9 protein-coding genes and 1 tRNA gene are annotated in these 12,842 nt (G+C 39.4%); 2 read left to right on the forward strand and 8 right to left on the reverse strand.

Going from position 1 to position 12,842, the window contains the following annotated elements:
• Positions 1-23 precede the first annotated feature (23 nt).
• The 3 genes from secD to K5Q58_RS19885 form a co-directional block, all read right to left on the reverse strand.
• Positions 24-1,817: a protein translocase subunit SecD gene (gene secD, locus K5Q58_RS19875; protein ID WP_220755594.1), complete on the reverse strand. Its 1,794-nt coding sequence runs from the start codon at positions 1,815-1,817 to the stop codon at positions 24-26.
• 167 nt (positions 1,818-1,984) lie between these two features.
• Positions 1,985-2,587, reverse strand: coding sequence for a hypothetical protein (locus K5Q58_RS19880; protein ID WP_220755595.1), 603 nt, complete (start codon positions 2,585-2,587; stop codon positions 1,985-1,987).
• Positions 2,588-2,961: 374 nt separating this feature from the next.
• Positions 2,962-3,052, reverse strand: a tRNA-Ser gene (locus tag K5Q58_RS19885).
• A 242-nt stretch (positions 3,053-3,294) separates the two neighbouring features.
• On the opposite strand from K5Q58_RS19885, the gene K5Q58_RS19890 reads away from it, so the two are divergent.
• Together K5Q58_RS19890 and fabA are read left to right on the forward strand one after the other, a co-directional pair.
• Positions 3,295-5,034, forward strand: coding sequence for an AAA family ATPase (locus tag K5Q58_RS19890; protein WP_220755596.1), 1,740 nt, complete (start codon positions 3,295-3,297; stop codon positions 5,032-5,034).
• A gap of 73 nt (positions 5,035-5,107) precedes the next feature.
• The gene (gene fabA / locus K5Q58_RS19895; RefSeq protein ID WP_220755597.1) at positions 5,108-5,623 is read left to right on the forward strand and encodes a bifunctional 3-hydroxydecanoyl-ACP dehydratase/trans-2-decenoyl-ACP isomerase; all 516 of its coding nucleotides are present in this window, start codon (positions 5,108-5,110) and stop codon (positions 5,621-5,623) included.
• A gap of 257 nt (positions 5,624-5,880) precedes the next feature.
• Here the strand turns inward: fabA and rmf are convergent, their stop codons facing one another.
• The 5 genes from rmf to rlmKL form a co-directional block, all read right to left on the reverse strand.
• Positions 5,881-6,057: a ribosome modulation factor gene (gene rmf / locus K5Q58_RS19900; protein WP_102528615.1), complete on the reverse strand. Its 177-nt coding sequence runs from the start codon at positions 6,055-6,057 to the stop codon at positions 5,881-5,883.
• Positions 6,058-6,256: 199 nt separating this feature from the next.
• A complete protein-coding gene (locus tag K5Q58_RS19905; RefSeq protein ID WP_220755598.1) occupies positions 6,257-8,167 on the reverse strand; it encodes a DUF3466 family protein in 1,911 nt (636 codons plus the stop codon).
• A 25-nt stretch (positions 8,168-8,192) separates the two neighbouring features.
• Entirely contained in the window at positions 8,193-10,118 is a 1,926-nt protein-coding gene (locus K5Q58_RS19910; protein WP_220755599.1) for an ABC transporter ATP-binding protein, read from the reverse strand.
• On the reverse strand, positions 10,115-10,381 hold the full coding sequence (locus tag K5Q58_RS19915; RefSeq protein WP_259651406.1) for a glutaredoxin family protein: 267 nt from the start codon (positions 10,379-10,381) through the stop codon (positions 10,115-10,117). Before K5Q58_RS19915 ends, K5Q58_RS19910 begins: the two co-directional genes overlap by 4 nt.
• Positions 10,382-10,384: 3 nt before the next feature.
• Positions 10,385-12,532, reverse strand: coding sequence for a bifunctional 23S rRNA (guanine(2069)-N(7))-methyltransferase RlmK/23S rRNA (guanine(2445)-N(2))-methyltransferase RlmL (gene rlmKL, locus K5Q58_RS19920; RefSeq protein WP_220755600.1), 2,148 nt, complete (start codon positions 12,530-12,532; stop codon positions 10,385-10,387).
• Positions 12,533-12,842: the final 310 nt, after the last annotated feature.

Consider the following 12,842-nt stretch of genomic DNA (forward strand, 5'->3'; position numbering starts at 1 on the left):
TAAATTATCTGATGAATTTTTCATTATATTTTTACCATGCGACGTTTATCACGTCCCCAAATTAGGTTAATAATGGCTCTTGAAAGGAAAATGCCTGTAAACATGCTTGTAAGAAGCCCTAAGCCGAGTGTCAGGGCAAAGCCTTGAATAGGTCCATTACCAATTGAGTAAAGGGCTATTGCCACAATCATTGTGGTTAAATTCGCATCCCAAATAGATGAAAAAGCACTATCAAAACCGCTGTTAATGGATTGAGCAAAGCTATAACCTTGTTTCATTTTGTCTTTGATTCGCTCAAAAATCAGTACGTTAGTATCAACAGCCATACCAACTGTCAGTACTAAACCCGCAATACCTGGCATAGTCAAAACGGCCCCAGGAATTAACGCTATTAAACCCACCAGCATGACAAGGTTGATGCATAATGCAGTATTAGCCACCCAACCTAATCGTCGATACCAAAAGGCAATAAATGTTAGTGTTAGACCTAGACCTAATGCTAAGGCTGCAAAACCACTTTTAACATTTTCAGCGCCAAGGCTTGGGCCAATGGTTCGCTCTTCTACTATGGTGACAGGTGCAGTTAACGAGCCAGCGCTCAGTAACATCGCTAATTCTTGTGACTCTGCTAAATTACCACTACCTGAAATCATAAAGCGATTACCTAGGTGCGCTTGAATAGTCGCGACACTGATGACCTTACTTTGCTCAACACTTTCACCATCTTTTCCTTGGCTAAACTCGTTATAGAGCGTCGCCATTGGATTACCGATATTATCCCGTGAGAATGAAGATATTTTTCTCCCACCAGCAGAGTCTAAAGTCAGGTTCACTTGCGGCATGCCCATTTCTCCAATGCTTGCTCTAGCATCAATGATATGCTCACCACCTAAAATTGCTCTTCTGTTTAAATGCACTGGTCTGCCGCTTTCATCATCTACGGTCATTGCCATTGGTGAGCGCGGCTCAGCTAAAGCGTGGAAAGATAAAGACGCTGTTGCGCCAATCACATTTTTTGCAGTGGCAGGGTCTTGAACCCCTGGTAACTCAATGCGAATTCTTGTTTGACCTTGGCGCTGCACAGAAGCCTCAGTAATCCCTAAATGCTCAATGCGGCTTCGCATAATTTGCAGGTTTTGAAGAACCGTTGTACTACGCAATACATCACGCGCTTCTTCAGTTTGCGTCATTACCAAGGTGTTACCATTTACGCTGCGTTGCCACTGGGGAAACTCTTCACGAGCACTCGCAACCCCAGCTTGTAAATCGGCATTATTTCGAAAGTTCAGCTGCACTTTGCCATCAACATGTCGGCCTTGAGAGCCTCTGACCATTTGCCTAAATTCATCAATGACCATTTGTCGATGGGCGTGATACACAGGTTCCATATCAACATCCAATAAGAATTGGACACCACCACGTAAATCCAAACCCAATTTAATTGGATTAAAACCCAAGTCTGTTAACCATTGAGGTGCATCAGACTCCATAGCCAAAGCAACAACAACGTTATCTTTTTCTAAGTAAGATTCCATCGAATATTTGGCAGCAGATTGTTGATTAGGTTCGCTCAACACTACGGTTATTTTATCTCGGGTTTGGGTAACGTAGTTTGTCGAAATATCTTCGCTATTTAACTGTTTAACAAGTTGAGATATCTCAATTTGATTGTCTCTAGCGTTAATATGTAGAGCTGCATTCTCGCCATAAAGCGACGGTAATGCGCTAAGAAACATCATTAAAATGCTAATAAGCAGCACGATGTATTTCCAAGTCGCAAAGCGATTAATTGGAGCTTGAGGTGTTTTTTTATTCACGTTTTATTCTCTGTTAAGAATGAGACCGTGCACTTGCTTAGATAAAGCCTATGAAACTTAACTCTTACGAAATAAACTCGAAAGAAATCAACTCAAATAGGTATGTCCAAGAGCACAATAAATTAGCCGTAAATCGGCAATAAATAATTTATTTGAATAACAGAGAGTTAGCTAAAACGTATATGATGGTGGCTATAGAGGCTGTTACCGTCTTTCCAGCCTGATAGGCGAGAAACGGCACTAGATAGCTGGCTAGTCCAATGAGTGGTGAATTTAGGTTTTTCTATCGGGGCGATATAACGGTTGAATATAATTGGCTCGAAAAAAGCGATTTGTAGAAAATAATTAGGTCTTGCGCCGACCCCTGCTCGATTATCACTACTGACAACCCGTCGAACTTCATTAAAAAAGTTAATATTGGTTAACTCACCAATAAGCGGTTGTTCTTTTTCTTTAGAAAATTGCTTAGATTTAGCCTGATTATTAACTAGATTAGAAACAACATTCTGGCTATCAGTTTGTAACAGTTGAGATTGCAATAGGTTAATTTTATTAGCTTGAGCAGTATTTGAGACATAAGCTTTTGCACTATCAGTAGATGATATAATGCTTAAAGCAATTGAGTCACCTGAAACACAAGTCGACATTTCAGCGGTTACTAGATCAGTATTATTTTGTTTCTGAGTCTCATTTAGTTGCACTTGTGCAAGCGTTGAGAAAGAACTCAACGATAACACTAACAAAAAAATGATTTTTAGACGTTTAAACAACAAAATATTTTCCAAACTCAATTATGAAATTCGATTATATGTTGAATTGTATCAATTCGCATACCAATAAATATATTCAGCGTCCCCTTAAACATTGAAAAACCATTTTTAAGCATAAGTTTCAGCATCTTGAGCAATTATTAATTTTAATTAACAACGCCAGTAGTTGCTAATTAAGATACAAACTTATGTTGCAATGGTCTTTCGAAAACAAAAATGCCGCTGCTTTTTAATAACGGGCTTTTGTATATAGCACAGAGATAGGGATATGAACCCTACATTGAGACGCTACAAACCTTTTAAATATCTTTACAAATATCTCAAATTTCAAAAAGCAAAAAGCCCGCTAATAACTTAGCGGGCTTTTCTTAATATGGCGGAGAGATAGGGATTTGAACCCTAGATGGGCTACAAACCCATGCCGGTTTTCAAGACCGGTGCATTCGACCACTCTGCCATCTCTCCGAACGCCGAGAATAATATAAGTATCAGGCTCACTTGTAAACATGATTTTTTAAAAACTTATTCAAATGGTCATCAAATAGTCTTTTTAGTTATTATTTAAGCAGACTTAGTAAAAACCGTCTCTCTAGTACATTATAAACGGCCATAAAAGCCATAAATAGCTGACTGATAGAAGAATCATTTCAATGATATGACGATATTGTGTGCTAAAATCTTTTTAATTATTTCTAACACTTGTAGCTATGACCACAACTTTGATCCCAGCCTCGCAACTTGCGCCGCAGTTTACCTTGCCTCAATCTTTACCAAGTACTGTTTATTTAAGTCATCTGTTACTTGGACAAGAACGCTGTACAGATGCATTTAACTTAATGACAAAAATTGACAATCAGCACCTCTATCTTGCTGACTTTGCAAGTATCGATCGTAAGTTATTTTTTAAAGCTTTAGTTGGGCAAGCTGATACTCCGTCTGACTCATATTTAGTCGCGACAAAAAATCAAAACGATAACCAAGATTTAAGTTTTCGTTGGCAAACTGAGCTACCTTCTGCAAACGTTGGAACTATAGCCAATCAAAATCAGCTCTATAGCTACATCAGCGGTCAAATTCGCCGTGCGGATTTAATTGGTAAAATGCAAAAAAACGATAAATCGAGCCAATATAAAGCTGGGATATTAGCTTCGAACCATTTTGTATTTATTGATGTAGAGTCACTTTGGAAGCGCGAGGGATTGTGGGAATTTGTGATGCAAATTCTTGAAGATGGTTTTTACCGCATCAACAGTGAACTTGCTCCAATTCCGCTGAACTGTAAAATTATCCTTGTCGGCTCTGCTAATTTGTTTACTCATTTACGTAGTGAGGACCGAGTCTTTTTCAAATACTTTCCGCTACTCGCCGAAGTAAATTCAGAGTTAGACTTAACCAAATACTCAGAGGCTCAATACTTACAATGGCTTTTGAGTTTGGCTAATGAGTATGGTGTTCAATTGGAGCTATCCGCTTTAATGCCTTTATTCTGGTATAGCTCAAAACTCACAGAACATCAGCAGCGTTTAAGTTTATCAATTCTACAAATTGCGCAATTGCTGACCCAAGCAAAAGCGTTAACCCATGCTAAGTCGGTTAGCGCGTCTACCTTATCTAATGCACTAGTCAATATTAAAAAGCGTCATGACAGTTCTGAAATTTACGCTGCGCAAAACTTTGCTGATAATTTCATTAATTTGCAAACATCGGGTGAGATGATAGGCCAAATAAATGGCTTAACAGTGATTGATACCCAAGATGCCAGTTATGGCGAACCAGCCAGAATCACAACCACAGTTCATTATGGTGACGGTGAAGTCATCGATATTGAAAGAAAATCTGAACTGGGTGGCAATATCCATACTAAAGGCATGATGATCTTATCAGCTTCTTTGTATCGTATCTTTGGTCGTGACGCACCATTGCATTTAAATGCCAATATTGTATTCGAACAGTCTTATCAAGAGATTGATGGAGATAGTGCCTCACTAGCTGAATATTGTTGTTTAATGTCAGCAATTGCGGAGCAACCGATTAATCAAGCTTTTTCAATTACAGGTGCACTAGATCAATTTGGGAATGTACAAGCGATTGGTGGTGTTAACGAAAAAATTGAAGGCTTTTTTAAACTATGTCAAAGCCGTGGCCTAAATGGTGAACACAGTGTCATCATTCCAAAAGCTAATGTGTTGCAATTGAACCTTGAGCCAGAAATTATTGAAGCTATTGATAAAGGTTTATTCCATGTCCATGCAATAGCGCACATGGATGAAGCTATCACTTTGCTAATGCAAATTAATGCTGGTGAGAGAAATGAAGACAATGATTTTCCAGAGAAATCTTTGTATGGACTCGTCCAACAAAGATTAGAAAAAATGGCTGGCCAAGATGATGACGATGTCGAACCGTCATTTTTACAAAAAATATTAATAAAATTACGAATTATTTAGTGATCGGAGTTGTTTAGCTTACACGTGTTCGCTATCTTGTCACCCTACTCAACATTAAGTGGTAATATTTTAAATGGTAAAAGCTAACAGTTTCACTAAAGAAGAGTTAATCGCATGCGGTAATGGAAGCCTTTTTGCGCCTAACTCACCTCGCTTACCTGTCGATAATATGTTGATGATCGACCGTATTACTAAAATCAATGAAAACGGTGGTGAGTTTGGTAAAGGCGAAATCGTAGCAGAACTTGATATTACCCCAGAGTTATGGTTTTTTGATTGCCACTTTAATGGCGATCCTGTTATGCCTGGTTGCTTAGGCTTAGATGCAATGTGGCAACTCGTTGGATTCTATTTAGGTTGGGAAGGCGCTGAAGGTAAAGGTCGTGCTTTAGGTGTGGGCGAAGTCAAGTTCACTGGTCAAGTATTGCCAGAAGCTAAAAAAGTCACTTATAAACTGACATTAAAGCGCAAAATACACCGTAAACTCGTTATGGGCATTGCTGATGCAGTAATGGAAGTCGATGGCCGTGAGATATACTCTGCTACAGACTTAAAAGTGGGTATTTTTAAAGATACCTCTACATTCTAAAGATGCTATCAGCAGAATTACCGATTGATAATTTAGTGTTAAATTTAGTCTCAGAAAAATATTTTGAAGTATAAACTTTGTAATCAGTGGTTTGACATATAGCTGTTTAAATAGTGCTGCTGAATATAAGTGCTGAAGTGGAAGTAAAATCAAACTTCATTTATTTAAATTTGATGCCATAGACACTACATAAAATCTTTCTTAAAAGCCCTCACTCTTCGTATGAGGGCTTTTTTGTATTTGGACAACAACGATTCCTATTTATTAAACAAACCGCTTAAACGGCCATCAACACCTTCACGCCACCCGCCTAACCATTGTGATTTAGAATCTAAAGTACCATATGGACAAAGTTCTTTTGAACGTCCTGCAATTCCCGCTTGGAACCCTTTAGAAAAAGCTCTATCTAATCGATCTCTTTTTTGTCTTTTCATTAACACATCCTCATTTTGTTAATTAAGCCCATTGATTAGTCACTTCATCAATGGCTTCACCATAAGAAATAGGCGACTTTTTACACAAGATCAATGTCGATTTATGACAAATTTATGCATTTTTAATTAAAGTATTGAGAAAAAAGACAAAAAAAAATCGAGGAATAAACCTCGACTTTTTGTTGAAAAAATGCTCAAGCTATTTCAGTTTACGACGACGTAACCAAAGTAACGGCAAAGCTAATAACCAGGCAAATGATGCCGCACCTTTACGTTCATACGGTTCATCTTCTACTAAGTCAGACTCTGTACAGGCTTCTTGATTGCTCGAAGTAGGTTTAAGCACAACCATGCGGGTTAGGAACGATGTTACAGGATCACCATTGCCATCAATTTCAAATAATGGCGTGCCATTTTCGCCTAAAATCAAGTTACCATCTTCATCGTATTGATAAACAGGTTTACGAACAAATGCCGTGCCTACAATTGTACCTTCCTCATTAATGCTGTTTGCTTCAACAACATAGAATTCAGCACCATAGGTTAGGATTGAACCATCACCATCAATGACTTCAACTTGATGACGAGTCCACTCACCATCTTCATCTTGCTCGTAACCTTTCGATTCACAAGTTAAGTTGTTATTGATGTTGATAAACTCATTGTCGTTCATGTTGAATAAGAAACCAGCCTTAGGACGTGGCGTGTCTTTATCGTAAGTCACTTCAATGTTACCAACAACTTGCCCTGCGTTATTGATGGCTTTTGGTTTGCTGGTTAAATCTGACAGACCTTCTTGAAAATCATCAGGGACGACAATTTCAGCTGCAGGGTCATTAATGTCGTAGTAAAAGAATTTTTCTCTTAAATAGCCACTGATGTATTTTTGGAAGCTACCCACAACTATACCATTATCATTAATATCATAAGCTATTGAGCTATAGACGGTATCACTGAAAATGTCAGGGTCAATCCAATTGTATTCGTATTCACCTGTCGTGGTATTTTTCTGCCAATATGCTGCATCTTGGTATAAGTCATCTTCTTTACCGTTACGGTAAGTGTGCGAACGACCGACAACTACACCGTCATTATTAATACCTAAACCTTGAGCGGTGTAGTTAAGAGTAGAATCTTCATCCGGAGTTAAACCAAGTGGAAGCTCAATAATATTATCTTCAGGGATCGTATTATCCGATTCGATTTGCCACACGTGAGCTCGGGTTTGATAAGAAATATTTCTCACACCATTTGATGGGTACTGATCAGCCTGAACGCACACTTCTACAGGTACTGGAAACTCCTCATCTTCGTCTTCACTGGCATCAATACAATCGTCAACACGGCCTGAACTGTATTCTGTAATGGCTGTACTTGCATAACCTGCAACTAAGTTACTGTTGTTAACTGCAGCGGCCGCTGACCAACCACCTAGCTCAACAACAAAGTCGTCATCTTCACGCACGTATGTTTCATATGAAGGATTAAGTTCGATTTCAGTGCCATCTTCTGTTACCGCAACTCCGCGTAATTCAAAGTCACGATAATACCAATATTCTATAAAATCATCTTCATCTTCAGGTTGTTCACCTTCATAGTCCATGGTTTTTTCAGGTGCGGTATAAGCGCCAACTTTAACGCCGCTATCGTTCATACCATAAAAAAAGGTATCGACTGAATTGACAATTAAATCACCTTCATCGTCAACGTCAGTAGGCGCTGTCGTACCATTAATGCTGAAGAAGTTAGGGTTCCATGGAGATTCTGCGTCATTTTCTTCAGCAGTAAAAGTGTAGTTATTAGCAATAATTGGTAAATAAACTGAATAAACAATGGCTTCTTCTGGCGCAATACCGTCTTCTACGTCAATAACACCATCGTCGTCTTCATCATCTACTGATAACTTTTTCTTACCTTTAGATACACCGACCATCTCGTCGTTGGCATTAACACCAAGGGCATAACCACGGCTGGTGCCATCGACATTACCTTTAAGGTCAAAATCTTCGATGTTTACAATTTCATATACTGGAGCAGCATGAACACTTCCGATAGCGCCAAGCACACTCAAGGCAACGACAGATAATGCCTTATCAAACTTCGACTTCATTTTAATTCCTATTTTTATTATGCGCTTACTTCAATGACTCGAGTTCTTCCCAACGTTCAAAGCAAGTGTCCAATTCTTGTTCTTTTGTCGCCAATGCTTGAAGCACTGAATTGACAGTATCTTGTGGTTGGCTATAAAAATCAGCCGAAGCCACAGTTGTTTGTAATTCTTCAACTTCTTGTTCTAACTTCTCCATCTTACTCGGCAATTGGTCGAGTTCGCGTTGAAGTTTGAACGACAATTTTTTTGGTGCATTCGTTGCAGCTTGTTTAGGTTTTTCAGCCTTAGTTTCAACGGGTGCTGATGGTATGACAACAGATGTGGCGTCAGGTTCCTCAGAATAAAATTTAGCGCCCTGAGATACAGCATCATTGTATCCACCGACATACTCGTGCCAGCCACCATTACCTGCAAACCACCAACTACTTGTCACCGTATTATCAATAAATTCACGGTCATGGCTTACAATCAGTAATGTCCCTTGAAAATCAGTGAGTAGAGACTCTAACAATTCTAGGGTCTCAACATCAAGGTCATTGGTAGGTTCATCAAGAATAATCAAGTTTGCTGGCCGTAAAAGCAAGCGTGCAAGCAACAGACGGTTTTTCTCACCGCCGGATAATGCTTTAACAGGTGTCCTCGCTCTAGCTGGCGAAAATAAAAAGTCTTGTAAGTAGCTCAAGATATGACGATCTTGGCCATTAATTGTCACAGTACTTTTACCGTCACCGACGTTTTCTTCAACCGTTTTTTCAGGGTCTAGTGCTTCACGGTATTGGTCAAAGTAAGCCACTTCAAGTTTAGTACCGACTTTCACTTCACCAGATTGCGGGGTTAACTGCTCAATTAATAGTTTAATTAAGGTAGATTTACCACAACCATTTGGTCCGATTAATGCGATTCTATCGCCACGCATCACGGTTGAGCTAAAGTTTTTAACCAAGTCTTTTTCAGGCAGGTTGTAATTGATATTTTTAATATCGAATACCAATTTACCTGAACGCTCAGTATCACTGACGTTCATCTTCGCATTGCCTTGACGATTCAGACGTTCGCTGCGTTCCGTTCTTAAGGCTTTTAATGCTCGAACGCGGCCTTCGTTACGAGTACGGCGGGCTTTAACCCCTTGACGGATCCAAGCTTCTTCTTCAGCAAGTTTTTTATCAAAATGCGCATTTTGCTCAGCTTCAACACGTAACCATTCCTGCTTCCCTTCTAGGTACATTTTGTAATTGCCAGGCCATGACGTTACAACACCACGGTCTAAATCAACAATGCGAGTCGCCATACGATGAATAAAGCCACGGTCATGGCTGACAAAGACAATCGCGCCTTTGAAATTAAGCAAGAATTGCTCTAACCATTCAATGGTATCAATATCAAGGTGGTTAGTAGGCTCATCAAGTAACAATAAGTCAGGTTCACTAACTAAGGCACGGGCTAATGCGACTTTACGTTGCCAGCCGCCAGACAGCTCATTCAGAGGCTTATCTGGGTCTAGTCCTAATAACTCACAATTTTGGATGATTCTTGAATCAAGTTGCCAGCCGTTATTATGATCAAGTGACTCTTGCAAGCGAGTCATTTGATTGAGCATTTTCTCCATTGCTTCAGGCTCAGCTGTTGCAACGTCATGAGAAAGCTGATGATAACGCTCTAGTTGTTCACCAATTTCTTGAAGCCCCGCTGAAATATACTTATATACTGTCCCTGTTTCAGCTTTAGGTGGATCTTGTTGCAAACGACTCACAGTGACATCAGATGCAATATTAAACTCACCGTCATCAAGTAACACATCACCTGATAAGACTTTCATTAAACTTGATTTACCTGCGCCATTTCGGCCCACAATACAAACACGCTCACCAGGTAAAATAGTGAAATCAGAATTTTTCAATAATGGTGTGTAACCATAGGCTAACGAACCATTATTAATACGAACTAGACTCAAACGACGCTCCTAATAAAATCAGTTAACTGCTCGCCATCAAACGGCCAAAACAGTTCTTTATCACCCATCACTAACACCGGAATAGAAATGCCATAACGTTCAGCTAATACTTCGTCATCGCAAATATCGATATGTTGATAGCTCAAGCCTAATTGCTCAACCAACGATTGAGCGATTTCACACAGATGACACCCATCTGTGTGATACAAAATTAAACCTGAGTTTTCTGTCATGGTGTTAGTTAACATATTACTACTCGTCATGATTTAGCTGCTATAAGGCGACTTAGCATGAGTGATTAACCATGTGTTATGGATGTGCGGATTACGCTTATAATCCAATGGTAAGGTTTGGTTATCAATATTCTTCACGTCCATTTTATACTGACTTAAAAGATTGATATCCATTTTAAATTTACGCTTGTTATTCGAGAAAATTATTTCACCAGTCGGGCTTAACAATTTAATCAAATCAACTAATAGTGCTGCGTGGTCACGCTGAACATCCCAGCTATCTTCCATACGCTTAGAGTTAGAAAAAGTTGGCGGGTCAATGAAGATTAAATCGAACTGTTCGTTACAATCTTTAATCCATTGAATGCAGTTAGCTTGCTCAAACTGATATTGTCTAACGTTGAGGTTATTTAGCTCAAAGTTCTCTTTAGCCCAAGCAAGGTAGGTATTCGACATATCAACAGTGGTTACTGATTTTGCGCCGCCAAGTGCAGCATGTACTGACGCACTACCGGTATATGAGAACAAGTTCAGTACACGTTTACCCGCTGACTTTTCACCAACCAATTTACGGGTTAAACGATGATCTAAAAATAAGCCAGTGTCTAAATACCCTGTTAGGTTTAATTTAAAGCGGGCGTTATATTCTTGAGTAATGATCTCAAGCTTTTGCTCATCAATTTTTTGATATTGATTCGTCCCTTTTTGACGCTCACGGGTTTTTAATGTCACAAGCTCAGGGTCAATACCTAACGCATTCGGTAGTGATAACAACACATCCGTTAAACGGCGTTTAGTGACGGCTTCCGGAATCGTCGCTGGCGCTGAATACTCTTGAATCACAACATGGTCGACATATTTATCAACCGCAACATTGTACTCTGGTAAGTCAGCATCATAAATACGGTAGCTATCAATGCCCTCTTTTTTAGCCCACTTAGTCAGCTGCTTCATGTTCTTTTTAATGCGGTTAGCAAAAGCAGGTGAAATATCGGCAATATCGACGCCTTCAGGCAATACTGGCGCTTCGCGGCGAGTACTTTTAGCATGCAGAGTATAAAGATTAAAACCACACTCAAGTGCGCCATTAAACATCTTCATTTGCTTATCAGCTTTTAGCTTTAATGCTGATAATAACTCAATGTCACTGCAAAGCATGGCAATTTTCCAACCACCAAAGTCTTTCTTAAATTTGTCACCCAGCTGGTAATACAACTGCAATAGTTCAGTAATACTGCCTAAGCGCTCACCATATGGAGGATTAGAAATAAGAAAGCCGTCTGCAACAGGTGGAGTCACATTTAACGCATCCGATACAGAGAACTCAATTAAATCGGCAACACCTGCATTTTCAGCATTCTTTTTAGCTAAAGCCACTAAGCGAGAATCGATATCTGATGCAAAGAATTTAACCGCGCAGCGAGTCTTACCTAATGAAGCTCTGGCGTGTGCTTCATCTAAAATTTGATGCCAAATAGTCTCATCGTGCTCAAGCCAATGCTCAAAACCAAATCTTGCACGTTGTAAACCAGGGGCGATATCAGCAGCAATTAAAGCGGCTTCAATAACGACGGTACCACTTCCGCAAAAAGGGTCTAATAACGTTATAGGATTTGCTTGCCAGCCACTTCGAGCCAACATGTTGGCTGCAAGGTTTTCTTTTAACGGCGCTTCACCTGTAGTAGAGCGATAACCGCGTTGGTGTAAAGAAGGACCAGAAAAATTGATCGACATGGTAAGTTGATTATTTCGGTAATGAGCATCAATTCTAAAATCAGAATTAATACGCTCTACGTCTGGGCGCTCTTTACCATCATCACGAAAACGGTCAACTACCGCATCTTTGATTTTCAATGCACCAAATTGGGTGTTATTGATAAATCCACCAGTACCATGGAAGTCGATACCAAATGTACTGTTATTAGAGAAGTGAGATGGCCAATCGACAGCATAAGCTGCGTTATAAAGTTGCTCGGCAGATTCACAAGCACCTTTATAGATAACCACGACAATGCGACTAGCAAGGCGAGACCATAATGTAATTCGGTAGGCGAGTTCTATTGGTGCAGAAAAATACACACCAGCGACGCTTTCCTTAACATCAGTAGCACCAAACTCTTTAAGCTCATTAGATAAGCTATATTCAAAACCCTTAGGGGCAGCAGCAAAAAAATTTAACATGGAATCGCAGTCATCATCTCACAGGTATAATTAAGTCGGCATTATATACCTAAACCAAATCTCAAGTGTGAAAATGTCACTGAAAAGCATAAATTCTAATCTTTTAAGTCATTTTGAACAATTTACACAATAAATGAGGGATATTCGAAGAGGTGAAAGTCGGTAAATTTGATCTTAAAATTTCAAAATTGGAAAAATATAAATAAGACATCGATTAAAAGCCAAACAATAAAGTCAATAAATCGCTATTTATGCTCATTAACCCAACAAACAATCATAAAAATGTCATTTCGACTTGCCAAGGACGGTA

It is taken from the genome of Shewanella sp. KT0246 (assembly GCF_019654955.1).
Classification (GTDB): Bacteria; Pseudomonadota; Gammaproteobacteria; order Enterobacterales; family Shewanellaceae; genus Shewanella; species Shewanella goraebulensis.

What these genes read in the sequence shown, in the direction of transcription:
- K5Q58_RS19890 (WP_220755596.1), top strand. Translation starts at nt 3,295, where the DNA reads ATGACCACAACTTTGATCCCAGCCTCGCAACTTGCGCCGCAGTTTACC.
- fabA (WP_220755597.1), top strand. Translation starts at nt 5,108, where the DNA reads ATGGTAAAAGCTAACAGTTTCACTAAAGAAGAGTTAATCGCATGCGGT.
- rmf (WP_102528615.1), bottom strand. Translation starts at nt 6,057, where the DNA reads ATGAAAAGACAAAAAAGAGATCGATTAGATAGAGCTTTTTCTAAAGGG.
- K5Q58_RS19905 (WP_220755598.1), bottom strand. Translation starts at nt 8,167, where the DNA reads ATGAAGTCGAAGTTTGATAAGGCATTATCTGTCGTTGCCTTGAGTGTG.
- K5Q58_RS19915 (WP_259651406.1), bottom strand. Translation starts at nt 10,381, where the DNA reads ATGACGAGTAGTAATATGTTAACTAACACCATGACAGAAAACTCAGGT.
- rlmKL (WP_220755600.1), bottom strand. Translation starts at nt 12,532, where the DNA reads ATGTTAAATTTTTTTGCTGCTGCCCCTAAGGGTTTTGAATATAGCTTA.